This window comes from Pontibacter chitinilyticus, assembly GCF_039748935.1.
GTDB classification, from domain to species: Bacteria; Bacteroidota; Bacteroidia; order Cytophagales; family Hymenobacteraceae; genus Pontibacter; species Pontibacter chitinilyticus.
Genome location: NZ_JBDIZJ010000011.1, coordinates 1 through 26000, shown reverse-complemented (window position 1 = coordinate 26000; position 26000 = coordinate 1). Strand labels below are relative to the sequence as shown.

At 49.8% G+C, this 26000-nt stretch carries 22 protein-coding genes; 10 read left to right on the top strand and 12 right to left on the bottom strand.

Translation table 11 applies throughout. The features are described from left to right. Window positions 1-29: 29 nt before the first annotated feature. A complete protein-coding gene (locus tag ABDW72_RS15545; protein WP_347159513.1) occupies window positions 30-749 on the bottom strand; it encodes an ABC transporter ATP-binding protein in 720 nt (239 codons plus the stop codon). 323 nt (window positions 750-1072) lie between these two features. On the opposite strand from ABDW72_RS15545, the gene ABDW72_RS15540 reads away from it, so the two are divergent. Next, the gene (locus ABDW72_RS15540; protein ID WP_347159512.1) at window positions 1073-1624 is read left to right on the top strand and encodes a hypothetical protein; all 552 of its coding nucleotides are present in this window, start codon (window positions 1073-1075) and stop codon (window positions 1622-1624) included. 56 nt (window positions 1625-1680) lie between these two features. On the opposite strand, the gene ABDW72_RS15535 is transcribed toward ABDW72_RS15540, so the two are convergent. The 6 genes from ABDW72_RS15535 to ABDW72_RS15510 form a co-directional block, all read right to left on the bottom strand. Further along, entirely contained in the window at window positions 1681-2472 is a 792-nt protein-coding gene (locus tag ABDW72_RS15535) for a pentapeptide repeat-containing protein (RefSeq protein ID WP_347159511.1), read from the bottom strand. A gap of 145 nt (window positions 2473-2617) precedes the next feature. After that, complete coding sequence (locus tag ABDW72_RS15530) at window positions 2618-2794, bottom strand: hypothetical protein (protein WP_347159510.1); 177 nt, start codon at window positions 2792-2794, stop codon at window positions 2618-2620. A gap of 38 nt (window positions 2795-2832) precedes the next feature. Continuing rightward, window positions 2833-3204, bottom strand: a complete 372-nt coding sequence (locus ABDW72_RS15525) for a GntR family transcriptional regulator (RefSeq protein WP_347159509.1) — start codon at window positions 3202-3204, stop codon at window positions 2833-2835. 1 nt (window position 3205) lies between these two features. Next, window positions 3206-3955, bottom strand: coding sequence for a hypothetical protein (locus tag ABDW72_RS15520; RefSeq protein WP_347159508.1), 750 nt, complete (start codon window positions 3953-3955; stop codon window positions 3206-3208). A 4-nt stretch (window positions 3956-3959) separates the two neighbouring features. Next, window positions 3960-4157: a hypothetical protein gene (locus tag ABDW72_RS15515; protein ID WP_347159507.1), complete on the bottom strand. Its 198-nt coding sequence runs from the start codon at window positions 4155-4157 to the stop codon at window positions 3960-3962. Further along, window positions 4147-4998 carry an ABC transporter ATP-binding protein gene (locus tag ABDW72_RS15510; protein ID WP_347159506.1) on the bottom strand — a complete coding sequence of 284 codons (852 nt, stop codon included), beginning with the start codon at window positions 4996-4998 and terminating at the stop codon, window positions 4147-4149. The genes ABDW72_RS15515 and ABDW72_RS15510 overlap by 11 nt, the downstream gene beginning before the upstream one ends. A gap of 352 nt (window positions 4999-5350) precedes the next feature. On the opposite strand from ABDW72_RS15510, the gene ABDW72_RS15505 reads away from it, so the two are divergent. From ABDW72_RS15505 to ABDW72_RS15490, 4 genes are read left to right on the top strand one after another with little or no spacing between them, the layout of a single operon-like run. After that, window positions 5351-5863 (top strand): RNA polymerase sigma factor, encoded by a 513-nt coding sequence (locus ABDW72_RS15505; RefSeq protein ID WP_347159505.1) that lies wholly within the window; start codon window positions 5351-5353, stop codon window positions 5861-5863. After that, complete coding sequence (locus ABDW72_RS15500) at window positions 5850-6638, top strand: HEAT repeat domain-containing protein (RefSeq protein ID WP_347159504.1); 789 nt, start codon at window positions 5850-5852, stop codon at window positions 6636-6638. The genes ABDW72_RS15505 and ABDW72_RS15500 overlap by 14 nt, the downstream gene beginning before the upstream one ends. Before the next feature lie 33 nt (window positions 6639-6671). Then, on the top strand, window positions 6672-7496 hold the full coding sequence (locus ABDW72_RS15495; RefSeq protein ID WP_347159503.1) for a DUF4097 family beta strand repeat-containing protein: 825 nt from the start codon (window positions 6672-6674) through the stop codon (window positions 7494-7496). Window positions 7497-7523: 27 nt separating this feature from the next. Continuing rightward, window positions 7524-8228: a DUF4097 family beta strand repeat-containing protein gene (locus tag ABDW72_RS15490; RefSeq protein WP_347159502.1), complete on the top strand. Its 705-nt coding sequence runs from the start codon at window positions 7524-7526 to the stop codon at window positions 8226-8228. Between the two features lie 59 nt (window positions 8229-8287). Here ABDW72_RS15490 and ABDW72_RS15485 read toward each other — a convergent pair whose 3' ends face one another. From ABDW72_RS15485 to ABDW72_RS15470, 4 genes are all read right to left on the bottom strand, one after another. Next, window positions 8288-12118: a DUF7619 domain-containing protein gene (locus tag ABDW72_RS15485; protein ID WP_347159501.1), complete on the bottom strand. Its 3831-nt coding sequence runs from the start codon at window positions 12116-12118 to the stop codon at window positions 8288-8290. Between the two features lie 175 nt (window positions 12119-12293). Beyond that, window positions 12294-13697: a dihydrolipoyl dehydrogenase gene (lpdA, locus tag ABDW72_RS15480; RefSeq protein ID WP_347159500.1), complete on the bottom strand. Its 1404-nt coding sequence runs from the start codon at window positions 13695-13697 to the stop codon at window positions 12294-12296. Between the two features lie 278 nt (window positions 13698-13975). After that, entirely contained in the window at window positions 13976-15553 is a 1578-nt protein-coding gene (gene odhB / locus ABDW72_RS15475) for a 2-oxoglutarate dehydrogenase complex dihydrolipoyllysine-residue succinyltransferase (protein ID WP_347159499.1), read from the bottom strand. A gap of 106 nt (window positions 15554-15659) precedes the next feature. Beyond that, window positions 15660-18425, bottom strand: coding sequence for a 2-oxoglutarate dehydrogenase E1 component (locus ABDW72_RS15470; protein ID WP_347159498.1), 2766 nt, complete (start codon window positions 18423-18425; stop codon window positions 15660-15662). Window positions 18426-19084: 659 nt separating this feature from the next. Between ABDW72_RS15470 and ABDW72_RS15465 the strand changes: the two genes are divergently transcribed. Both ABDW72_RS15465 and ABDW72_RS15460 read left to right on the top strand, forming a co-directional pair. Continuing rightward, window positions 19085-19384, top strand: a complete 300-nt coding sequence (locus ABDW72_RS15465) for a WYL domain-containing protein (protein ID WP_347159497.1) — start codon at window positions 19085-19087, stop codon at window positions 19382-19384. A gap of 443 nt (window positions 19385-19827) precedes the next feature. Further along, complete coding sequence (locus ABDW72_RS15460) at window positions 19828-21561, top strand: M28 family metallopeptidase (RefSeq protein ID WP_347159496.1); 1734 nt, start codon at window positions 19828-19830, stop codon at window positions 21559-21561. Between the two features lie 129 nt (window positions 21562-21690). Here ABDW72_RS15460 and ABDW72_RS15455 read toward each other — a convergent pair whose 3' ends face one another. Further along, a complete protein-coding gene (locus ABDW72_RS15455) occupies window positions 21691-22500 on the bottom strand; it encodes a hypothetical protein (RefSeq protein ID WP_347159495.1) in 810 nt (269 codons plus the stop codon). 316 nt (window positions 22501-22816) lie between these two features. On the opposite strand from ABDW72_RS15455, the gene ABDW72_RS15450 reads away from it, so the two are divergent. The 3 genes from ABDW72_RS15450 to aspA all read left to right on the top strand — a co-directional run bounded on the left by ABDW72_RS15450 (window position 22817) and on the right by aspA (window position 25832). Then, the gene (locus ABDW72_RS15450) at window positions 22817-23047 is read left to right on the top strand and encodes a hypothetical protein (RefSeq protein ID WP_347159494.1); all 231 of its coding nucleotides are present in this window, start codon (window positions 22817-22819) and stop codon (window positions 23045-23047) included. A 146-nt stretch (window positions 23048-23193) separates the two neighbouring features. Further along, window positions 23194-24378: a ribonuclease D gene (locus tag ABDW72_RS15445; RefSeq protein ID WP_347159493.1), complete on the top strand. Its 1185-nt coding sequence runs from the start codon at window positions 23194-23196 to the stop codon at window positions 24376-24378. 44 nt (window positions 24379-24422) lie between these two features. Beyond that, window positions 24423-25832 (top strand): aspartate ammonia-lyase, encoded by a 1410-nt coding sequence (gene aspA, locus ABDW72_RS15440; protein ID WP_347159492.1) that lies wholly within the window; start codon window positions 24423-24425, stop codon window positions 25830-25832. The last annotated feature ends 168 nt before the right edge of the window (window positions 25833-26000 follow it).

Below are 26000 nucleotides of genomic sequence, written 5' to 3'. Positions count from 1 at the left end.
ATGATTGATGTTCAGGCGGTTGCGAATATTTACTTCGCTTCCGGAATAGCCGTGTTTTCAAGTATAGCCTCCTGTTGCGGCAAGCCTTCGTTTGTGATCAGGCCATCTTTCAGGCGAATAACGCGGTGGGTTTGGGCGGCAATGTCGTTCTCGTGCGTCACGATCACCACGGTCATGCCTTTGCGGTTTACTTCTTTGAAGATGTCCATCACCTCGTAGGAGGTCTGTGTATCCAGGGCACCGGTTGGTTCGTCGGCAAGTATAAGCTTGGGTTGCGAAATCAGCGCCCGGGCAATGGCTACCCGCTGCTTCTGCCCGCCAGAGAGCTCGTTCGGAGAGTGCTCGGCCCAGTCCCGCAGGCCCACCATGTCCAGGTACTCCAATGCCCGTTTGTTGCGCTCCTTGCGGCTCACCTGCTGGTAATAAAGCGGCAGGGCCACGTTCTCCATCGCATTTTTAAACGAGAGCAGGTTGAACGACTGAAACACGAAGCCCAGAAACTTGTTGCGGTAATAAGCGGCCTTTGTGGCTGAAAGGTTCTTGATCAGGGTGCCGGCCAGGGTATACTCACCGGCATCATAATCGTCCAGAATACCCAGGATGTTCAGCAGCGTTGATTTGCCGGAGCCTGACGACCCCATGATCGATACCAGTTCTCCCTCCTGCACCTGCACATCAATGCCCTTGAGCACATGCAGTTTGTTATGCCCCATGGCATAATACTTATGGATATTTTGTAACTGTATCATAGGCCCGGCTTCAAACAGCTGCAATATAGTTTACGGTAGTATGTAATACAAGGTACCAAATGTTATTTTTTTTCTTGTCAAAATTATACTTACAACCCTTTTTTCCCGACTTACAGGCTGTATGTCTCTACAAACAGGTTAATTGGTGCTTTTTGGGCACTTGGTAAGGCCAGGCTGCTATTCACTTTGAAGTATATATGTAGGAGATGCTGAAAATAGCTGTTCGGTTGCCTGCAGGTATAAAATTTAGCAGGAAGGGCTGCTTGCCATCAACCACGGGCCCTAAGCTGAAGTATAGGTACTCTGAGATGCTGTCGTTTTCTTTGCCTGAACCTATCCTGCTCCACCCGCTCAAGCACCACCTGGGCTACCTTCAGGCCTATGTATCGGAAAGTGAAGACCTGCCGGTTGCTAAGCTGGCAGCCGACCTGCTGTCGATAGGCAATGCTTCGCAACTGGACGTATACACCGGCACGCTTTCGGTGCAACAGATAGCCGACGAGGTGATTTTATACTTGCAGCAGTATGGCTTGCTGGCTCCGGCGGCTTATCATCTATACTTATCCGCGGAAGGTGCGACTTACCGGCTCCTTACGTTATCGGATGGGACAGATTGGGTGCTGCGCTGGGGCGAGGTGGCCGGGCGGCACGTGCACCTGCACCCCGCCCGCTACGCCCTGCATACAATACGGGTGAAAGCGAATGCGCTGAAAACGGCTGCTGCCGTCAGCATTGCCTCCCGCCGGCTGAAAGTAGTGCCAGATCTGCCTTTGTGTAACCAGGTGCGGGCGGAGTGGCTGTTGTTGCCTCCTGTTAAAATATTTAATGAGGCAGACAGCACGACCCGGCTTGTTGCCTTGCTAAAAAACGACTAACCACCAAAGCGCCACCACATGTTGAGATGGCGCTTTAGTGGTTAGTAAAGATAAAGCTACCTGTTCTGCTGGATCAGGCTGGAAAGGGTGATTTGCTGATTGTTGAGTTGCGTATACTTAAAGTCATCATCTCCTTTAAAAGAAGCCCCTTTTACATTGAACGGTTCTGCGAGCTTGGCATACTTAAAGTTGGCGAGGCCATCAAAGGAAGCTCTCTGGAAAGTAGCGCCTTCGGGAAACCTGGCATACTTAAAGTTCGCTTCCCCTCCAAACGCAGCACCACTAAAATCAGCCTGCACCGGAAAGGTGACATACTTGAAGTTAGCATCGTCCTCAAACTTGGCATTGCTGAAGTTTACTTTGCCATTGAAATCGCTGTACTTGAAAAGCGCCTCTTCCGAGAAACGGCTACCCGCAAAGGAAACGCCTCCTTTAAAAGCGGAGTACTTAAAGGCGCTTGCCTGCTCAAAGTGGCAGTTCTCGAACCGCACCTCCCGCTCAAAATTGGTGTTGTATACTTCACCCGAAGAAGAAGTAAACATGCCTCCCCCATTTTGCGGGTTAAAGTAACCCAGCACATCTCCTTCAAAGGTGCAGTTGATAAACGTCAGGGGGTTGGTAACGGTGCTCACATACTCTTTGGTGTTATTCTCGTTCCGGCCGCTCTTGAGCTTCATGTTCTTTAACTTTGTCAGGTTCAGGTCGCCTACAATGGTGGCATTGCGGTAGGTTACGGCCTCGCCTCTGTTTATTTTGCCCAGAATTTCGGAGGCATTCACACTGCTTTGCGCCAGCGATAATAGCGGCAGTAGCAGGACTAGCAGGAGAATTGGTAGCTTTTTCATCATATGTAACTTAGGTGTTTACTTGTTTACCTAAGAGATGCAAAAAAAAGCCAAAGGTTGCGTGAGAGGCCGAATATTTTGCAATTAGCGGCTCCTCTATTTGCTTCAAAACCAGCTCCCCTACCTATGCTGCCGCTAGCTTGCTATACTAGTGTGCCGGGGCATCGGGTGCCGCAGGTGCTTCCGTCGGAGGAGGCATTCTGAGTTCCTCTTCCGTCAGGCTCCGCTTCGCGTAGGACCTGGATACACCTGCCATTATAGTTATAAATAGCAGGATGGTGAGCAGCAGGCCCAGTAATAGTTTATTGCTCGTGGTAATAGTCATCGTTTTTATACTTTAGAGGTAAGGCACTTTGATACTTATTACTGTACATCCAACTCCGGCTTTCCGTTGGCGTACCGCTTCAGGTCGTCGAGGGAGATGCCGAGCAACTGCATATTCCGGAAGAACACCGGCAATTCCTCCTCCAGAAACTGCTCCCGCTTCAGGGCGATGGTTTTCTGGAAGCCGTCGTCGGCCAGAAAGTAGCCGATGCCTCTTTTGTTGTAGATAATACCCTTGTCCTGCAAGTAATTGAAGGTCCGCATGGTGGTGTTCGGGTTTACCTCAAACTCCACCGCCATGTCGCGGATAGAAGGTATTTTGTCGCCGCTGTCCCACTTTTTCTGGAGTATATTCTCAAAAAAACGGTTTGCAATCTGTAGATATATGGCTTGATTCTCTTTGAAATCCATCTTACACCTGCCTTTCTTTAAGTTTGAAATATGACACGACCACCAGGAATGGCGCCAACACCCACCAAAACAGCGCAGGTATAATTTTAGTGAATATGTACTCGGTCGTTTCTCTTAATTCACCACCTAGCCTTACCTGGTGGGTGCCGTCGCCGAACAACAGATAGCCAAGGCTTGCACCGTACGCGCCGATCAGCATCGCTAACACAATCAGCGCCAACAGCGTCTTCAAGAAATTGTTGCCCCGGAAAGCGGTTGCCCCCAGCAGGAATACGGCCTGGGTGACCATGTATACTTTAATGCAGTTAAAGAAATGTACGTCGAACAGGTACGGCAGCGCGTCCAGCTGTCCGATAAAAAGGGAGTCGAATAAGGAGAGCAGCAGGAAAACCAGGCAAAACAGCAGCACATATACCGGCGAAGTGATGAGCCAGGCACTCAGCAGCTTCTCTGCGGCCGATACTGGCAGCGTGAGGAACATAAAGCTTTTCTGGGGCGCATGCATCTCATCAAAGACTTTGCTGGTGAACACGTAGCCCGCCAGCATAAACACCACCAGGTAAAAGTTGCGCAACCCCAGCAGGCCGGGCAGCCCCATAACGGTAGCCGGACGGGAGTACAGCACAATGGCCGAGATGATGAACAGCAGGCCGAGGATCGCTGCTAAGGCCGTCCACAACGAGGCGAAGTTTAAGTATAGCTGCCTTCTCATAAAGAGGCCCAGCCGTTTGAAGTTCAGTTCAGTATTCATCGTTTTATTTTGTACTAATGGTTAGGATAGCGGAATCGTTCGTGATGCCTTTCAGCACCAGTTCTAAGGGATAAGTATAATCCAGTTGCCTGGTCTCCACCAGAAAAGCACAGCCAATAGCGGCAGCGGCAATGAGCGGAGAGCCGATGGTGAGGCACAGTTGCCTGAACTGGCGGCGCCATACTTTTAAATTAGTATTCATACTTGTAGTTGGCAAAGTGCTCATTTATACCTGCTGCATTCCTGATGATGCCGTTAAACAGCAATTCCAGGTCAACACGCGCATCATGGCCAGCCAGGTTTTTCACAATGCCGGCTTTGCGCCCCTGCAACTCTTCCGCATACAACACCTCATCGGCAGGCACGCCGGCCAGGTCATACTCAAAGGCCAGCTTTTCGGAAATCTCCGCGATGTTGTGGTTGAAGATGATGTTGCCCTGCTCCAGCACCACCACGTTGTCGATCAGGTTTTCGAGGTCGCGTACCTGATGGGTAGAGATCACAATAATCTTTTCTTCATCCAGCGCTGACACCATGATCTTGCGGAACTGACTCTTGGACGGAATATCGAGGCCATTGGTGGGCTCATCCATGATCAGCAGGCGGGCGTTAGTGGCCAGGCCAAAAGCGATCAGGAACTTCTTCTTCTGGCCATACGACAGCGTGGACAGCTTTGCATCCTCTGTTAGTTCGAACTCCGCCAGGTAAGCCTGCAGTTGGTTATAACTGAACTTGGAGTAAAACACGCCATTGTTCTTCACAAACGTGGCCATGCTGATTGGCGGAAGGTTAAACTCCTCCGGAATCAGGTATATGTCCTGCAGCATTTCGGGCTTCCGCGCCGGGGCGTTATACCCAAATACCTGGCTGGCACCGCTTTCCGGGTACAGCAGCCCGGAAATAAGCTTCAGAAGAGAAGATTTACCGGCACCATTTTTACCTAACAGGCCGTAAATAAAGCCTGGTTGCAGGGCAAGGTTCAGGTCCTGGAAAAGAGGCTTCCTCTTTTTATACCTGAAATTAACATGATGTAGCTCCACCATTTTCTTGATTGTTTTAGTGTACTAGTTACTTAGTACACTACAAATGTACGAGCAGTTTTTACAAAATCAACTTTTTGGAAGAAAATATTTTTTATTTGAGCAGCAGCACGAAAGGCGCAGGCACCTGGAACCTCAAAAACGGTATTTAAGCAGCCACATCAATTCAGATTAATAGCTACTTTTTTGAAGTATAGCGGCCTTAAAAACCGAAAGCATACAAGTCCTAAACTTACCTGCTGCTCAGGTCTCTATGGCTTGGCTTGTTCCCTTCTTAGGGCGGTGCTGCTGCTAATTCAAATAAATTTTCTAAACTGCTGTAATGATTTTTCAGCGTGGTCGTCTCTGTTATTGAATGGACTTACAAGAGTTTAAAAGCAAGGTGCTTCCTGCAAAGCAAAAGCTGTATCGGCTGGCTGTCTTTATGCTTCGCGATAAAGAAGAAGCAGAAGACATTTTGCAGGATGTATTCCTGAAACTCTGGACCAACAGGCACAAGCTGCATGCTTATACCAGCGTAGAGGCTTTTGCCATGACGGTTACCAAAAACCTGTGCCTCGATAAGCTAAAAGCAAGCAAGCGAAAGCACATGGTAGATGTAACAGGCCTGGATGTGGGCTCAGGCGAGGCGACTCCCTACCAGAGCACCGAGTTAGCCGACAGCGTGAGCAAAGTGCAAAACTTGCTGGCTGGGCTGCCGGAGCAGCAAAAGCTTATCCTGCACCTGCGGGATGTGGAAGGATGCTCTTATGAAGAGATGGAGCAGATAACAGACCTGACAGTAAACAACATCCGGGTTATACTTTCAAGAGCCCGCAAAAGTATACGGGACAGCTTTTTAAAACTGGAGAATTATGAAGTTGGATAACATAGAAGAACTGCTGCAAAAGTATTACGAAGGAGAAACCTCGGTAGCGGAGGAAAAGCAGTTGCAGGACTTCTTTAACCAGGCGCAGCAGCTACCCGGCCACCTGAAGCAGCATACAGCTCAGTTCCAGGTATACGCCCGACAGCAGGAAACGCAACTGGATAAGTTCTTAGCCGACGACTGGCTTTTTGAGAAGATCAAAGCCAAGGAACCGCAAAAAGGCAGGCAGTTTTTCTTTCCGGTACAGGGAGCTGCAGTATACTGGCGGGTGGCGGCAAGTATCCTGTTGTTGCTGGGTGCTTTCTGGGCTGGCAGTAAGTATAAACAGCAGCCGGCTACTCAGCAAAACCCTGAAATAGCCGCCCTGCAACAGGAAATGCAGGAGATGAAAAAGGTATTGGCAACCGGCGCTACCGCAAATTATTCAGCCAGTGACCGCATCCGGGTCATCAACCAGGAGTTTAGCACCGCGCCCGAAGACGAAGAGATCATCCCGCTGCTCATCAACACCATGAACAGCGACCCGAACGTGAACGTACGGCTTGCGGCCAGCGAAGCGCTGTACCGGCTTAAAGACAACGAGCAGGTGCGTAGCGCTTTGATCCAATCGCTGCCAATCCAAAAGGACCCGCTCATGCAGATCACCTTGATTGACATGCTGGTTGGGCTGAAAGAGAAAAAAGCAGTGGCGCCGCTCCAGAGACTGACAGAAAAGAAGAACCTGTTGCCCATCGTCAAAAATAAAGCCGAAGAAGGAATCGGCATCCTTTTATAAAATCAATTCATCACAACACGTCAACTTAATAACATGAAAAAAATAATGTTACTGGCATCGGTATGCCTGATGCTGAATCACGTCCCACTGCTGGCCCAGACGGCTAGTACCAAAGCTAACACTGAAAAGAAGGGACTGAAAACCTATAAAGCGAAGCTTGGCAACAGCAAGGACAGCCGCGTTGTTATCACCATCTTTAATAGCAATGTACAAGTTATCGGCACTAACTCAGACGAGGTGACCATTGAGGGCAGTGGCATAACACCGCCGCCGGCCCGTGCCGCCGGATTAAAGCCCCTCTACAACATGGCAGAGGATAACACCGGTTTAGGACTGGCGGTAACAAAAGAGAACAATACCATGCGGATCACCAAGGCCTCACGCCAGGAAGGAGACTATGTGATCCGAGTGCCGAAAAATGCGGCTGTGGTATATGAAGAAACAAACTGGATGGGGGGTGACGTGTCGGTGGCAGACGTAGGCGGGGAAATTGAGCTGAAGCTTAACAATGGCAACGCAACGCTCACGAATGTATCAGGGCCTGTTATTGCCAACACCACGGCAGGCGATATCATTGTTAAGTTCTCCAGCCTGAACCAGTCCAAGCCCAGCGCCATCTCTAACGTGGCCGGCACCGTCGATATTACGCTGCCGGCCAGCACCAAAGCCGACTTTAAGCTCAGAACCGTGCAGGGTGAAGTATACACGGACTTCGACATGAACCTGAACAAAAATGCTCAGAGCGATTTAACCAAAATAGCAGGCGGCAATTCCATCAACGGCAAAACAAATGGCGGCGGCGTGGAAATGAGCATTTACAACGTCAGCGGCGACGTGTTCATCCGGAAAGGCAAGTAAATTTTACCATTAGCTACAAAACAGACTATGAAAAAAGTATTCATTCTAAGCTTGCTGTGGTTTGCATTTACCACCGGCTTACAGGCGCAACCCAAGACGGTACAGAAAACATTGGCAGTGCCTGCCAACAAAAAAGTTGAGCTGCAACTCAAGTTCGGCGACAAGATCAAAATTTCAGCCTGGGACAAGCCGGAAGCTTCCGTAAAGCTCACATACGAAATTAATGGCGGCAACCTGAACGACGCCCTGCTCCTTGATTTTAATTCTGATAAGGAAAGCGCCCGCGTAAATGTGGACCTGGACAAGGACCTGATGAAAACCGGCAAAGCTGAAGATTGCCCCGGCGACAGCAGCTTTTCATACTACTCAGAAAATGGCGACCACAGTTATACCTGCGCCACCATTAACTATGAAATTTTTGTGCCCCGCGATGCCGACCTAAAGGTAGAAACCATCAGTGGCAATATCGAGTTAAGCGGGCTGACAGGTCCGGTAGATGCCAAATCCATCAGCGGCTTTGTTGATATGAGCTTGCCTCAAAAAAAAGGAGCGGCGGTTTCTCTGAAAACAATCACCGGTGAAGTATACTCAGATCTGAACATCGACTTCACGAACAAAAGAGAAGAAGCACCTATGGTAGGCTACGAGCTCACAGGAAAGGTAAACGGCGGCGGTTCTCCTATTAGCCTGGAAAGCATCAGCAACGATATTTACCTGCGCAGGCAGCAGTAATATAAGTATAAGCGCAGCCACACCCGACAGGGCTGAAAATAGTACGCGCTTGAGTTCCGCTAGAGCTTGATAAGCTTTGCCACAAGCACTTCTCCTCCAACGTGCACATTCAGGAAGTACATGCCTGGTGCCAACTCCGAGAGTTGAAGTGGCAACTCCAGCACGGTGTTCCTTTTCTGTGTCGACATACTTGTTACCTGTTTCCCTAGTTGACTCCTGACGCTGATGCTTACTACTCCGGTTGCATTGGCGGTAAGTGCGACAAGCAGTTCCCCGCGTACCGGGTTTGGACTCAGCTGCAGGACAGCCTTTGGCACATTTACCGTATGGCTTACAATATCGCTATTCGCTTCACAGCCGTTGGTTATGGTTTGTACCCGGTATTGGCCCGTGTTCTTCACCACCAGCTTCTGATTGGTTGCTCCTGCTATAGGTTGGTCGTTGAAGTACCATTGGTACCTGTCGGCCGGCGGTGCTATCAGCGTGTCGGCACTTGAAGTGATAATGGCTATTTTCGAATAGAGACGCATGACAGACGCGCTGACAGGGCTTTCGCATCCATTTACCGTCTGGGTAGCATAGAAGGTGGCCGTTTCGGAAACAGTGGGCGTATAACTGCTACCGGCAAATAGTTTGTGCTGCTTTGCTTCGTCCTGGTACCAGGTAATGTTGCGGCCAGTTGCAGTAAGCGTCGTGTGCGTGCTACTGCCTTCGCATTGCAAAGGAAGCTGGGTTATAGAGGGTGCTGGCGGCATGGGGAAGCGGCTGATCGTTAGCTGCGAACGGGATACTTTTCGACAGAGCGTGATCGTCCACTCCAATACTGTTTCGCCATAGCCAATTACCTGCACTGCAGAAGTAGGGCTTTCCCGGTCAGCTATCGTAGCCTGACCACTTACCAGCACCCATTGTCCTATTCCTTTTTCAGGCTGATTGGCATCTAACGTGATACTGTTCGCTTCGCATAAGCGAATGTCCGCTCCGGCCTTAGCAATTGTCGGCGCATCTTCACTACAATCATACACGGCCATCGGCACAGGCAATAGCAGCACTGTGTCGCCCACCACATTCACGACCTCATTGGTAGCCACCGCGCTGTTATAGTCAAAGTAGTTATAGGCGGTGTTTCGGATAACGGTTCCTTTCGGGTTACCGGCGTGTTGGGCAATGGTAAAGGTTATGTAGCCGTGGCTGGCAGGCTCGTTCGTTTTGTTATCCGGCAGGTGTATGTCTTTAAAAGTAAATCGCAGCAGTGGTTTGCCTTTGCCGGATATGCTATAAGTATAGGGATGCGAAGCGGAGCCTACCCGCAGTGTGGAGATATCAAGGTATTCGCTGATCGTGTCTTCCACCACTACGTTATAAGCTTCGTCCGTACCGGTGTTTTGAAACCGTACCATGTACGTCAGTTCATCTTCCGCCTTTACGTACCTTTTGCTGGTAACGCCCTGCGGACTTACCTGCTTGTCATTCGGATCATAGCTGTCTGTTATCGGTAAGCAGGAACTGGCAACTTCAGCATCGGCGTCATCCTGGTAAAAGGCATCAATAGGAATAGGCAAAGTCACTTCCTGCGTCCCCAATGGCATTACAGGCGGCTGCAGGCTGACCGTAGGGCGGCTGTTGCCGGGGTGGTCTAGCACCTGATCGGCCTCCAACCGGTAGGTGACCGCCTGCATGGGGAGTTCCAGTGTTTTAGACGCGCCTTGCGCCAACATTACCTTGCCCCGCTTGATGAGCGCAGCATTCGCATACAGCCGATACGTGGTGCTGTCACTCATATTGCCGGCTCCTTGGTTGGCAATAGTAAAGGCGGCGGTTTTCTCCTGGTTTCTAAAGCTGCTTACGACGACCACACTTGCCTTGCTCCAGTCTGGACTTGGCGCATCACACGTGCTTTTAGGGGTGATAAAAGCCTGCACACACTGGCTTAACCCTCTGATGCCTTCGATGCCACAAACGGTGGAGTCTGTAATGACAAAGCTTTTCCGCTCTCCGGCCTTTAGGGTGCCCACGTCAAAAATAAGTGCAGAGTCGAGCCGTGACACCCAAGGCATTTGGCTGCTGATGGGCACCACGTACCGCGGGTAAATGACCTTTATTTTCACATTCGACTCATCAACCGTACCTTCGTTGGTGTAAGTAACGGTAGTATGGCTGCGGAAGCAACGGCGCCGGCGGTCGGCGGCGATGGCTACGGTTAACTGCGAACACTCGCGTATCACATAGCCGAAATCCACGTTTTGTATCTGCTGATGCGTTCCGTCGGCTACAACCTGTTTGCTCTCTTGGCAGTTATGCTGCACTTTTGTGTAAGGCCCCAGTTGGGGCGTGATGAGGTAGCTGCCATAGGCCACCGGAAAAGAGAAGTTGCCTTGTTCGTCTGTGGAGGCGTACTGCGACCCCGGCTCTATTTTTAGCAACTTGTTGGCCAGTCCTTTCTCCGTTGCTTCTCTAGTACAGGTATAGTTCTCGTCCACAAACAGCTTGCCGCTTACCCAGGCCATGGGTCCTTCGCTTTGTGGAATTCGGGCAATAAAAATATCGTTTGAGCCTTTACTCACCAGGAATTTGCCATTGTTGGGCATTTGCTCCGAAAAGGAACCCGCCACCACTATTTCCTGTCGCTGCGGGAGATACGACAGTGTTGCCTTAGTTTCGATGGCAGGGCCGCCATAACGCGTCGCCTCCAAAACCTTACCCGCCAGGTTCAGCTTCACCAGAAATAGGTCGTTCACATACGGCTTGTTCCCTACCAGCACCTGGTCCTGAAACCTGAATGTACCGCTAAAATCACCTGCCACGTACAGGCTGTTATTTGCATACAGCAAGGGCAACCAGGAGTAACTTCCTTGAAAGCTCGTCGCCCATTGCACTGTTCCTTGCTTGTCTAACTTCAGCAGTGCTTGTTTCTGCGACCTGTCTACCAGCACCCCGTCGATGGTGACAGAGGCGGGGTCATTGAAAAAAGAAGGCGCTGTTAAATAAATGTTGTCTTCTCTATCCAACACCATGTCAGCTACTCCGTTAATCCGCAAGGGGTAGCTCTTGGCCCACAGCACGTTTCCAGCAGGGTCGCGCTTCGCAAAAAACCTATCGTATACTTTCCCATAAGAGTCCGGCGGCGTGTTGTTTATTAAAGTATGGCCGCCGATGCTAATGGTATCTTTGAACCCTCCTGCTGTCAGAAGGTTGCCTTCTGCATCTATCATCAGATGCGTATAGGTCAGGTTACCTTTCAGGGAGGTCTCAACCCACAGCACTTCGCCAGTGGGGCTGAACTTCGCCAGGAAATCTGTGGAAGGAGTGGCGTCTGTTGATGTGAAGTTAAACGTAAAAGTATCCATAGCCGTGCCGTCGAAACTTCCTGCCACGTATACATTCCCCTGTTTATCTACCACGATGCTGTGGCCTGTAAAAATTTTGAACATGCCCGGCCTATAGCTCTTCTCCCACACTAATTGCCCGTTCGGATCTAATTTCTCAAGCACGAAATGGCTATAGTAGACACTCCCTGTCACATACACAAAGCCTGTGTCATCAATCGCAAAATCAGTATAGGAATCTTTCATGTCGCGTGGACACGGCCGCACCCAAACACACCGGTTATACTTATCATACTTGGCTATAAACATGTTGATAACCGGCTGCTGCAGGTTGCCAAAATCTATTGCCTCTCCCTTGTAATTATTAAAGCTAGGGACACTGCCAGGCATGCCTATTCTACCTAAGATATAGCGATTCTCTTCTTTATCATGAAGCACCTTGACCACTTCGTCGCCGTAGCTTCCGCCAATAGATTGGATGTTGTCTCTGAACTGGGCGTGTACGACGTCAGGTAATGGGAAGTATAAAAGCAGAATTAAGAGTAGGCGTAAAGTTTGCTTCATGTAGAAATCGGTTACAGTACTTGCCGAAAAATACACAATTAGGAGAAGCAAACAACGCTCGCGAACTCAAAATATTAAATAAACTATATGTTTATATATTGTACACGTCTACAAACAAAAAGCCCGGCATGGTACCATGCCGGGCTTTTTGTTTACTCAGTTATGAATGCCATACTTAGATGTGTATCGCGCGGTTTTCTGTCGCGGCCAGGCAGGCTTCTTTCATAGCCTCGGCATAGGTCGGGTGTGCATGGCTCATGCGGGCCACATCCTCAGCTGATGCCCGGAACTCCATGGCGGTTACCGCCTCGGCGATTAGGTCGGCAATGCGCGGGCCAATCATGTGGACGCCTAGGATCTCGTCTGTCTCTTTATCAGCCAGCACTTTCACAAAACCATCGGTATCGCCGGAGGCCTTGGCGCGGCCAGAGGCTTTGAACGGGAACGAACCGGACTTGTAAGCACGGCCCTGCTCCTTCAGCTGCTCTTCGGTAAAGCCCACACCTGCCACTTCCGGCCAGGTGTATACTACCCCCGGAATCAGGTTATAGTTGATGTGCGGCTTCTGACCTACCAGCTGCTCGGCTACCAGCACGCCTTCTTCCTCGGCTTTGTGCGCTAGCATGGCCCCGCGGATTACGTCGCCAATGGCGTAGATGCCCGGCACGTTGGTCTGCAGGTGATCGTCAACGGCAATCATGCCGCGCTCGCCCATTTGCACGCCGGCGTTCTCCAGGCCTAAGCCTTCAGTGTAGGGCTTACGGCCCACTGATACTAGCACATAATTACCTTCAAAAGTTACGGCTTCTCCTTTCGGGTTCTCGGCTGTCACTTTCACGGTGTCGCCCTCGTTGGTAGCACCGGTCACTTTATGGCTCATAAAGAATTCAAAGCCCAACGTTTTCTTCAGTACGCGCATCAGCTCTTTACCCAGTGCGCGGTCCATGGTCGGGATAATGGAATCCATGTACTCCACCACCTGCACTTTAGCGCCCAGACGGGCATACACCGATCCTAGTTCCAGCCCAATTACTCCGCCACCAATAATGATCAGGTTCTTTGGCACTTCTGTCAATGTTAGCGCTTCGGTAGAGGTAATGATGCGCTTTTTATCAACCGGCAGAAACGGCAAGGACACTGGCTTCGAACCTGTGGCAATGATGGTCTTGTCTGTCTCGATTTCCTGCACGTTGCCGTCGGTGCCAGTTACTTTAATTTTGTTTTTGCTGATGAAAGAGCCAAGCCCATAGTATACATCGATCTTGTTCTTCTTCATCAGGTAAGCAATGCCGTCGTTATTCGACTTCACCACTTCGCCCTTGCGCTTGATCATCTGCTGCATGTTTATCTGCAGGTCGTTGAGCTCGATGCCGTGTTCTGCAAAGGCGTGCGCAGCATTATGGAAGTGCTCCGAAGAATCGAGCAAAGCCTTCGACGGGATACAGCCCACGTTCAGGCAGGTACCACCCAGTACATTATACTTCTCTATGATTGCGGTTTTCAGCCCCACTTGTGCACAGCGAATGGCTGCCACATAACCTCCGGGACCGGAACCGATAACGGTTACATCGTATTTCATCTTTTATACTTTGAGGAGCGCGAACGCCCGTTTTGTATTTGGTTTCTCTATAACTATAAACCCCTTCCAAGCCCTTCCGAAGAAGGGAATTAGGACTTGGGAAAGTCTTCCTTTAAAGGGAGTAAAGGGATGTTTACATTTGCATACATACTCTTAGGTGATGCCTGCGAAGTGCGTAATCCTTTTCCTTATTTATCCTTAGAGGACAATTATACTATTAACTACAAAAAAGGAGGAGCAAACCTTTTCGCTTACCCCTCCTTCCTCATTTCAATAAGTTACACGCCAAGCAACAAGCGCATCGGGTCTTCCAGCAGCTCTTTTACGCGTACCAGGAAGCTTACCGATTCACGGCCGTCGATGATGCGGTGATCGTAGGATAGGGCCAGGTACATCATCGGGCGAATCTCCACTTGTCCGTTGATAGCTACGGGGCGCTGCACAATGTTGTGCATCCCAAGTATAGCTGATTGCGGCGCATTGATGATTGGCGTGGACATCATAGAGCCGAATACGCCGCCATTGGTGATGGTGAACGTACCACCGGTCATTTCCTCAATCGAGAGTTTACCGTCGCGTGCCTTCTTGGCCAAACGGATCACTTCTTTCTCAATACCATCCAGTGTTAGCTGCTCAGCGTTGCGAATTACCGGCACCACCAGGCCTTTTGGTGAAGATACGGCAATCGACACATCACAGAAATCATTGAAGATCATGTCATTGCCATCTATCTGGGCATTTACAGCCGGCCACTCCTGCAGCGCAACAGTACACGCTTTGGTAAAGAACGACATAAAGCCCAGGCCTACTTCGTGCTTCTCCTTAAACTTGTCTTTATACTTGGCGCGGATGTCCATAATCGGCTTCATGTCTACCTCGTTGAAGGTGGTGAGCATGGCCGTTTCATTTTTTACCTGCACCAGGCGGCGCGCCACTGTTTTGCGCAGCGAACTCATTTTTTCACGACGCTGGTTGCGGTCGCCGGTAGCAGCAGGCGCTTCGGCTTGGGCAGTTGCTTCCTGCTTTGGCGATGGGGCAGCAGCGGGCTGCGCAGCAGGTCGGGCCTGCGCATGCTGCGCATCCTCTTTCGTAATGCGGCCATCGCGGCCAGAACCTTGCACGTCGGCCGGGCTCATGCCTTTCTCCGCCAGTATTTTACCTGCAGCAGGCGACGGGGTACCGGAAGCATAGGTTTGGGCACCAGAAGTTGCAGCGGCTGGCTGTGCAGCAGCTACTTGCCGATCAGAAGCCGCTTGCTTGGCAGCAGCCTGGGCATTGGCCTGCGGAGCACCGCCACCTGGCGTAATGCGGCAAATGGTAGCGCCAATCTCGATCGTATCACCCTGCTGGGCCACGATCTGCAATGTACCCGCCGCTTCGGCTGGTAACTCAAACGTAGCTTTGTCTGACTCCAGTTCAGCAATAACTTCGTCCATTTCTACATGGTCGCCATCTTTCTTGAGCCAGTTGGCAATGGTTACTTCTGTAATAGACTCGCCTACGGTAGGCACTTTCATTTCTACGGCCTCACCGGCACCACTTGCCGGCGCAGCAGCTGGCTGAGATGCAGCAGGTTGAGATGCCTTAGCCGCAGGGGCAGCAGGTATAGCGGCAGCTTCACCATCCTGATCGATGCGGCAGATCACGGCACCAACTTCAATGGTATCACCTTCCTGCGCTACAATATGTAAAATGCCTGCGGCTTCGGCGGGCAGTTCGAAGGTGGCTTTGTCTGATTCCAGTTCTGCGATCACCTCATCCATTTCCACACGTTCGCCATCTTTCTTTAGCCATTGGGCTATGGTTACCTCGGTGATCGACTCACCTACGGCAGGCACTTTAACTTCTAAGCTCATATATTATTCAGTTAGGAATTCTAAGTTATAAATTACGAATGACGTATGCCGGATGGCCTAAAATAGTTTGAAGAACCATTTCCGCACCAGCCGGCATACGTCGTTATTATATCGAAAATGCTCTATCAACTATATCTTTCTGCTCTTTCACGTGCACCTTCATGTAGCCGGTAGCAGGCGACGCGCTGGCTTTGCGCGAGATCACGTCTTCTATCTGCTTGCGCATCAGGCGCAGGATGTAAGTCCAGGCGCCCATGTTGGCCGGCTCTTCCTGCACCCAGTAGATCTTCGCATCGGTATACTTGCTCAGTTCTGCATCCAGTTGCACCTGCGGCAATGGTGCAAGCTGCTCCAGGCGAATGATGGCTACATCTTTGCGTTGGTTCTTCTGCTGCTCTTCCAGCAGGTCGAAGTATACTTTGCCGGAGCACAACAGCACTTTTTTCACCGACTTAGCCTCTGCATAGGTATCGCCGATTACTTCTTTAAAGCTGCCGGTGGTAAAGTCTTCTATCGGAGATACTACCAGTGGGTGACGCAGCAGTGATTTAGGCGACATGTTGGCTGCAGGCTTGCGGAATGGCAAAGCCAGCTGGCGACGCATGAAATGGAAGAAGTTTGCCGGCGTCGTAATGTAAGTTACAAACATGTTGTTCTCCGCAGAAAGCTGCAGAAAGCGTTCAGGACGGGCATTGGAGTGCTCCGGTCCCTGGCCTTCGTAGCCATGCGGCAACAACATCACCAGCCCGTTCATGCGCTGCCACTTCGATTCTGTTGCTGTAATGAACTGATCAATCATTACCTGTGCGCCGTTGGCAAAGTCACCAAACTGCGCCTCCCAGATCACGAGTGCATTTGGGTTGGCCATGGCATAGCCAAACTCAAAACCAAGCACGCCATACTCCGACAGCAGCGAGTTATAGATCTCGAAAGAGCCCTGCCCTTCGCGCATGTGGTTCAGGTTGTTGTAAGGGGCACTGGTTACGGCATCGTGCAACACGGCATGGCGATGCGAGAACGTACCCCGCTGCACATCCTGGCCAGAGAAACGCACGATGCGGCCGTCCAGCAGGATAGAGCCATAGGCCAGCAATTCACCGGCCGCCCAGTTCAGTTGTCCGCTTTCAAAGAACATTTCTTTGCGTTCCTTCAGCAGTTTCTCGATCTGTTTGAGTGGCTTAAAGCCCTGCGGCAAGGAGGTTAAGGCTTTGCCCACCTCTTCCACTACTTCCATCGAAACGCCTGTTTCCGGCGACTGGCTGAAGTCCTCCGGATTAGAGCGGCGCAGTTCCTGCCACTCCTTCTCCATTGATTGATAGTTGTAAGGCAGCGGCTTCTGTTTTACCATGTCCAGACGGTCCTGTAGCAACTGGCGGAACTCCTTGTCCATGCTGTTGGCCAGGTCGGCATCTACTTCGCCGCGCGTAATCAACTGCTTGTTATATACTTCGCGTGGGTTGGCATGCTTCGAGATGATGTTGTACAGCTGTGGCTGCGTGAACTTCGGTTCGTCCGCCTCGTTGTGACCGTGGCGGCGGTAGCATACCATATCAATAAAGATATCGTTGTTTACCTTCTGGCGGTACTCCATGGCAAAGCGCATAGCAAATACCACAGATTCCGGATCATCACCATTCACGTGCAGTACCGGCGCATCAATGATCTTGGCAATATCAGTACAGTAAATAGAGGAGCGGGCATCTTCAAAATCAGTGGTGAAGCCCACCTGGTTGTTGATTACGAAATGGATCGTGCCTCCGGTATTGTAACCTTCCAGGTTCGACATTTGCGTTACTTCGTACACAATGCCCTGGCCAGCTACAGCTGCGTCGCCGTGGATGAGGATCGGCAGTATTTTGTCTGGATCTTTGCCATACAGGGTGTCGATTTTAGCCCGTACAAAACCTTCTACTACCGGGTTTACCGCCTCTAAGTGTGAGGGGTTAGGTGCAAGCTTCAGGTTTACTTTGTGGCCGGATGGTGTCACCACCTCCGAAGAGAAGCCCATGTGGTACTTCACGTCGCCATCGCCCATGGTCAGGTCCGGCACGGCAGTGCCTTCAAATTCAGAGAAGATCTGCTCATAGGTTTTGCCCATGATGTTGGCCAGCACGTTCAGGCGGCCGCGGTGAGCCATCCCGATCACCACTTCCTCCACGCCCAGTTCAGAGCCTCTGTCTATAATCGCATCCAGTGCTGGAATGGTGGTTTCGCCCCCTTCCAGCGAGAAGCGCTTCTGGCCCAGGAACTTCGTATGCAGGAAGTTCTCAAACACCACTGCCTCATTTAACTTATAGAGAATTCTCTTTTTAAATTCGAGAGTCGGGTTAAAGTTCAGCGACTCATTCTCTACTTTCTGCTTAAACCACTCCAACACTTCCGGGTCGCGGATATACATGTACTCAAAGCCAATGGGGCCTTCATATATCTTCTGCAGCGACGACACAATATCGCGGAGCGAAGCTGCACCAATGCCGATCACATCACCCACCTGGAATACAGTATCCAGGTCAGCTTCTGAAAGGCCGAAGTCCGCCAGGTCCAATCGGGCTTTCCGATCTTTGCGGGCGCGCACCGGGTTGGTATGCGAGCGCAGGTGGCCGCGGGTGCGATATGCATGAATCAGGTTACGTACCGCTACTTCTTTCTCCGATTCTTCCGGAGTTGAAGTGGCTCCTGTAGCCGGGGCGGCCGTAGTAGTGACAGCAGCAGCATGTCCATTGCCGTTACCATTGTATGTAGTAGAAAAGTCAAACCCCTCGAAAAACTTGCGCCACCCGAATTCTACTGACTCCGGGTTCTGCTGATAAGCTTTATAAAGCTCATCGATATAATCACCATGAGCATTAGCGATGTAAGAATATTTATCCATAAGTATAAGTTACAGCTGTAAAGGCAAAGTTAATAGGATTTCTAAAAAAACAAATTTCATAGATTCGCATACGCAAATATACCTTGTAAATAAGGGCATAGATTTATAAAAACGTGCTCTGGCAGCTACGGTTTAGAAAAAGACTTATTGTTTAACTCTAATTTTATTTAAGCTACTCTAAGTATACTTTAAACTGGGTTTCTTCCTTTATCCGTTTTGCGCTGCTCGTATTCGGACGAAAACAGCGTTGGTATATTATATAGCCGCCTCTTTTTGCAACGGTTGCTGTGGCGGCAAAGAGGTGCTGCTGTGCCTTATAGCAGCACATATATCTAAGCCTCTGCCCTAGTCCTATTCAGGTACGTAACAATGTCGCAACATAGGCTATCAACCTAGCATCCTGGTTATAGGGCTGCTGCAGGCATGTTACTTTTCAACCTTCATTTCTGTATATAAAGCCGTTTATAAACCAAATGCCAGCTGTTTGCCTTAATAAAGCGGCCGGAATGCACCTGTAAGGGTATGTTACTTTTCTAAATTAAATTTCCTGTTACTGTAGCTTAGCTATAACTACTTTTATTTTAGGTTGAAGTGCTATCATTACAGCTCTTGAGGCAGGCGCAAGACAACCACGCCTTACTAACTAATTCATTATAGTTATGTACAGCTATCTTCTGGAAGATTTATCGAAAGCCATTGGGGCCAGGCTGCTTATCCAGTTCGACTACCAAGGGAAGAAGTACCGGGTTGAACCTCATCTGCTCGGCCACAATCATGCCCACCAGGATTGCCTTTGCGCCTGGAAAGTAGAAGGAACAACCAATACAAAAGATGAGTGGCACTGCTTTCTATTAACCGACATCCTCAACCTGCAACTGCTGGAAGACCGCTTTACTAAAAAGCGCCCCGGCTACGATCCTTACAACAGCTCCATGGCCCGGGTATACTACCGCATCTGATGCGGTAAACGAACAACGATACAACTGCACCTTTCCAAGTTATGAAAACGAACAGCCCGGGCCGGCAGTACCTATCAAGTAACACATCTCCCCTTATTCATTTCCAATTTATCTAAAACCGACAGAAGCACGTGTTGCTTGAACATAAAAAACGTTAAGCTCACGCATGAGAGCAAACCACTTGGCGCACTTCTCCGGGTATAATCAGTTTGCTGCTTAGCAGACTTCTATTTGCCAGGAGCCTGTTAAAAGCTATAGTCAGTCAACCTGCTCCGGAAGCAGAAGAATGTTCTTTGTGTTCTACCCGTCGGGAGAGTCTCCTTGCAAAGCAGGCCCCCTTTACTTTAAGTATACTGAAGCACGCGCAGGTTATTTATCTGGCTTGCAGCTGTAGCCCCAGGAAAAATTCTTACCTTGAAAAGAACAAAAAGCATACAAACCCTATGAAAAAGAACCTCCCGCTGCTCGCCATACTAGGCCTACTGGCAATGAGCTGCAACGAGAACGCCCGCAAAGTAGCCGATACAGACGACAAAGCATCAGCCACCACTACTGCCGACAGCACCCACCTGCAGCCTGCCTTACAAAGTATAACCGCCGACGATCTCCTGCGCCGCACCAAGGTGCTGGCCTCCGACGCCTTTGAGGGCCGTGCCCCCGGCAGCGTAGGCGAAGACTCTACTGTCAATTACCTTACCCGCCAGTTTAAGCAGCTCGGCCTGCAGCCCGGCAATCCTGACGGCACTTATGTGCAGAAGGTACCCATGGTCGGCTTCACAGCCCAGCCCAAAGCTTCGTTTGTTGCGGGTAGCAAAACAATCAACCTGAACTTCCCTACCGACTATGTGGCGCTTACCAAGCGCTTTGTCCCCTCTGTCGATATCAACAATTCGGATATGGTATTTGTCGGGTATGGTGTTGTAGCGCCAGAGTATGGCTGGGATGATTACAAAAATGTAGATGTGAAAGGCAAGACCATTGTGATGCTGATCAACGACCCGGCCATACCGGACCCAAACAACCCCGGACAGATGGACACCACTATGTTTGGCGGCAAAGCCATGACCTACTATGGCCGCTGGACCTATAAGTATGAAATTGCTGCCGAGAAAGGAGCTGCCGCCGCTATCATCATACACGAAACAGGGCCGGCGGGATATCCTTATGAAGTTATATCAGGCAGCCACAGCCGTGAGAACTTCGATATCAACAATCCAAATAAGAATATGGACCGGGCCAAGGTAGAGGCTTGGATTACGACAGCTAAAGCGAAGCAGCTCTTTACAGCCGCCGGCAAAGACTTTGATCAAATGAAGCAGGCCGCGCTTCAGAAGGACTTTAAGCCGGTAGCACTGGATGCAAAGGCAAACTTCAGCATTAAAAACAAGCTGCGCGAGATCCAGTCGCAGAACGTGGTGGCAAAGCTGGTGGGCTCAGACCCGAAGCTAAAAGACGAATACGTGGTGTATTCCGCCCACTGGGACCACCTGGGCAAAGATCCGAACCTGCAGGGCGATCAGGTGTATAACGGCGCACTGGATAATGCCAGCGGCACAGCCGGTTTGCTGGAGCTGGCCGAAGCGTATACAAAGTTACCTGCCAAGCCCAAGCGATCTATCCTGTTTTTGGCGGTAACCGGTGAGGAGCGCGGTTTGCTGGGCTCTAAATACTATGCCACCAACCCGCTGTACCCGCTCACCAAAACGCTTGCAGATATCAACATGGATGTGTTGAACGCCTATGGCCCCACCGAGGACGTAACCGTGATCGGCTATGGCAACTCTACCTTGGAGGACGTGCTGGCCCAGGAAGCCAAGACGCAGCACCGCCATATTGTGCCGGAGTCTTCACCTGAGAACGGCTCCTTTTACCGCTCCGATCATTTCGAGTTTGCCAAACAGGGTGTACCGGCGCTTTATGCTGAATCCGGGGTGGTGGCCCGCAACCAGCCAGCCGACTACGTGCAGAAATGGCAGGAGCACTATACCACTAACGACTACCACAAACTAAGCGACGAAGTGCACGACGACTGGAACCTGGCAGGTGCCGTAGAAGACCTGCAGCTGTTCTTCAGGGTTGGGTACCGGGTAGCCAATACCAATAAGTATCCGGAGTGGAAGGAGGGCACAGAATTTAAAGCCCGGCGCGAGGAAGCCCTGTCTGCGCAGCAGCAGTAGATTGTTTATACTTAAAACAGAGAGCGCCCCTCCTTTTCAGGTGGGGCGCTCTCTGTTTCATACTGTTTATATTATACCAGAAAGTAGTGCAGGCTTTTATACTTGCAGTGCTGACAAACTTATGGAGTATTAGTCAGCGTTGTGCCACTTCAGGTCTGTCAGAGATACCAGGTAGGCATCCTGCTGTGCATCGTACGTTACGGTGTAGGTGCCCGGATAATAGCCTTTCTTTTCAAACTTCAGCAACTGCGGAATGCTTGTTTTAACCGACTCATTCTCGTCCAGGCTCATCAGGTATGCCCTAGTGATCATCGGCTCCAGGAAACTTACTTTATCGCCATGTGAGCCATAGATAAATGTTTTGGAGAAGCCTGCAGGTGAGTATTCCGGCGATGTTACATCAGCCCAGTGCACGCCCATCTGCGGCACCGCGATTGGCTCTGGTCCAAAAGTATAGACAGTAGGTAAAACGCCTTTCTCCAGCAGAGTATTCGCACCTGGGTCCGGGCCACCGGCTATGTTCATCACATCATCCTTGCTTATCATGTAAAAGTGAAAGTCGAAGTGAGGGAGCGTGTACACGCCTTCCGGCTCGTGCCCGTGCTGGTTCCAGTCCAGTTCTAACGTTTGGTACGGCATCACGCCGGCCTGCTGTGGCAATGATAAAAAGTACATCTGGCTCGGCAAGTCTTCCAGCATCGCTAAGGCATCAGCCGACACCTTGAAGCCGATAGCAAGTGGCTTACCGTCTTTCCCCGTTTTTACCCAGCTTGAGACAGTTCCATGGCCAAGAGCAGTGGCAGGCCCATAATATACTTTTGTTTTAGTATCTTTCCCGATCGGGAACACGTCTTCCAGTTCATCGCAACTTGTGGCCAGCATGCCTAACAGGCAGAGAGATAGTACCAGGTAGGTACTTCGGAATACATTTTTTTTCATCGGTTTTTAGGTTTACATAGTACGGTTATTTTACATATAGCGGCCTTCCAAAGCTTTTTTGAAGCCCTACAACTAACATCAAGTTAGCAAATAGTAACATCCTAAGTAAATTTTATACTATATAAACTTACACATTCACTATATCCTGGTATCTGCTCGCCCACCTGCCTTATAAGATCTGCTTTTTACAGTTGCTTACTTCAAAATACGAACCGCTAACTCTAAAAAAAGCAATACTCGCCATGCACCAGGGTTACCTTTTAAGATAGTTCGTATAAATAAGTACAAATTTATTTGATAACAAATAGATGCTATTATGAAAAAGACATGGAAATTAGCCTTTGCCGCCTTTGCAGTTGTTGCTTTTACGGCTTGTGGCAACGATAATAATGCTGCAACAGAATCTGATGTAATTGAATCTACAGATCAGGTAGAATCAAATATGGATACCACCTTGGACACTGATACGACCATTACTGTGCAGGATACAACCGTAAATGATGGCGTAGTAGACGACATGCAGGAAGAGCAACCACCTGCACAATAAGCAAGTATAACTATCATTAAGTAAAAAGTCTCTGCTCTACCGGGCAGAGACTTTTTTATGCCTAGGTGCTGCTGCCCACGCTGGTATAGTACAAAAGAATAAAACAGGGAAGGTGCTTATGTGCTGTAAACATTTTAACTTTAGGAATGGAAAATACACCTCTATCGCACGATGGCGTAACCATTAAGCTTATTGAGTCGGATGAGGCGCTGGCGCGTGCTGTGCAGGATTTGCACAAGAGCAAAGTGCTGGCCCTTGATCTTGAATTTGACCAGAACCGCTTTACCTATGGTTTTAACCTGTGCCTGATACAAGTTACGGATGGGTGTGGCACCTGCTACATTCTTGATCCGCTCAGCATACAACACCTGCAACCTTTCTTTCTACTGCTGGAAGATCCTGCTATAACCAAGATCATCCACCATGCTAACAATGATATCATGCTGCTTAAAAAGCTTGGCTGCGACATAAAAGGCGTGCTGGACACCGATGTTGCAGCGAAGTTACTGAACTATGAGCGTTCTTCGCTGGCAACCGTGCTAAAGGAAGAGTTTGACAAGGAAATAGATAAATCGCAGCAATCAAGTAACTGGAACAAACGCCCGCTCACTGAAGAGCAGCTGCGCTATGCCGCCATAGATGTTATTTACCTGCATCGCGTAAAAGATCGCCTTACGGGTCAACTAGAGGAAAAGGGGCGATTACAGTGGCTGGATGAGGAAGACCGGTTGCTGGAGCAGATTTCCTATGCTGAGCCAGAAAACCCGCATATGAAGCTGCGTAATGCCTATAAGCTGAACTACTTCCAGCAGTTTATACTTAAAAAGCTTTATACCTTCCGAGATGAGATGGCGCAGCAGTTCGACAAGCCCTCCTCCTACGTGATCGGCAATGAGGCGCTGGTAGATTTAGCTACCACCCCGGATGTGGATGTGCACGAATGGCTCAATCATACCAAAGGCATTCACCGGAGCCTGAAAAAGCCCCGGAATGAGAAGCTGCTGCAGAATGTACTCACCCAGGCTGTACAGGAAGCCAAAGCGCAGAACATCAGCCACGATCATGCTGATAACCGCTGGCAACGCCCGGTGCGCACCCCTGAAACAGAACAGCGCAAAGAAGATATGGTGCAGGTGCAGAAGCAAATCATGGAGAAATATGGCGAGTATACTTCCCGGCTGATCATGAATCAAAGCCTGATCACAGAGTATAGCCAAACGGGTACTTTGCGTTGTACCAAGCAGTATGCCACGAACATTATCCTAGACACAGCACAAGAATTGGGCATCACCTTACCAGATCCTCGCGTAAACCCGGCAGAGGAAGTATAAATCAGTTTATACTTCAAGTCACCGTTTACTTAACAGAAACATATATGAGTACATACAGAGTTGAGCATGATTTTATAGGCGAAAAAAGCATTCCGGAGGAAGCATACTATGGCATCCAAACTGCCCGCGCTATGGAAAACTTCTACATCACCGGCATTCCAGTATCTAAGGAGCCACTTTTTATACAGGCTTTTGGGTATGTGAAAAAGGCTGCCGCCATGGCCAACCGCGACTGCGGAGTGATTTCCCCAGAAATTGCGGAGGTTATCTGCCAGGCCGCTGATCGACTCATAGCCGGAGAATACCTTGATCAGTTTGTAACAGATATGATTCAAGGAGGAGCAGGTACTTCTGTGAACATGAACGTGAATGAGGTGATCGCAAACATTGGACTGGAACTAATGGGCCATCAAAAGGGAGAATACCAGTACCTGCACCCCAACAATCATGTTAACTTCTCACAGTCCACGAACGATGCTTATCCTACTGCTTTCCGGCTGGCCTTATACCATAAAATAGAAAGCTTCGCTGCAAGCCTCGAAGCATTACAACAGGCTTTTGCCAGGAAAGGTGCTGAATTTAAAGATGTGCTGAAGATGGGCCGTACGCAGCTGCAGGATGCCGTTCCGATGACCTTAGGTGCTGAGTTTCATGGCTTCTCCACTACTATAAAGGAAGACATACAGCGCCTGAACGAGGCCAAGATGCTGATCTGTGAGATCAATATGGGAGCTACGGCTATTGGCACTTCTATAAACGCCCCGGAAGGCTACCCTGATCTGGTTACAGCCTATCTGCGGGAACTGACTGGTATTCCTGTAGTGCTGGCAGAAGACTTGATAGAAGCTACATGTGATACCGGCGCTTATGTGCAGGTTTCTGGTGTGCTGAAGCGCTGTGCTGTTAAAATCTCTAAGATATGTAACGATCTGCGCCTGTTATCTTCAGGTCCGCGGGCTGGTATAAATGAAATTAACCTGCCGCGTATGCAGCCGGGCTCTTCTATCATGCCAGGTAAAGTAAACCCGGTTATACCAGAGGTGGTTAACCAGACCGCTTTTTATGTGATAGGCACCGACATGACCATTACCATGGCTGCCGAGGCGGGCCAGCTACAGTTAAACGTAATGGAGCCTGTTATCGCTTATAGCCTCTTCACCTCATTCACCTACCTGACAAATGCGTGCTACACGTTACAGACCAAATGCATAGATGGTATTACCGCTAATGAAGCGATCTGTAAGCAGATGGTCATGAACAGCATCGGTATCATAACGGCCCTGAATCCTATACTTGGGTATGAAGAATCTGCCTCTATTGCAAAAGAAGCACTCACCACCGGCAAATCCATACACGATATTACAGTAGTTGAGCGGAAGAAGATTACGCAGGAGAAATGGGATGAAGTGTTTTCGCTAGAGAACCTGATCCATCCCAAATTTATCAATAGCTAATTCCTTTATATAAGCCTTTCCATAACAGAAAAGCCTTGGCATATGCCAGGGCTTTTCTGTTATGGAAAGGGATTGCGGAATGTATAAGTATGGCCAGTGTGCTAGTACTATGTTGTTTTTTGGACTAGGGGTAAAAAAGAGCAGAGCACCGCTTCTTGGAGGGAAGGG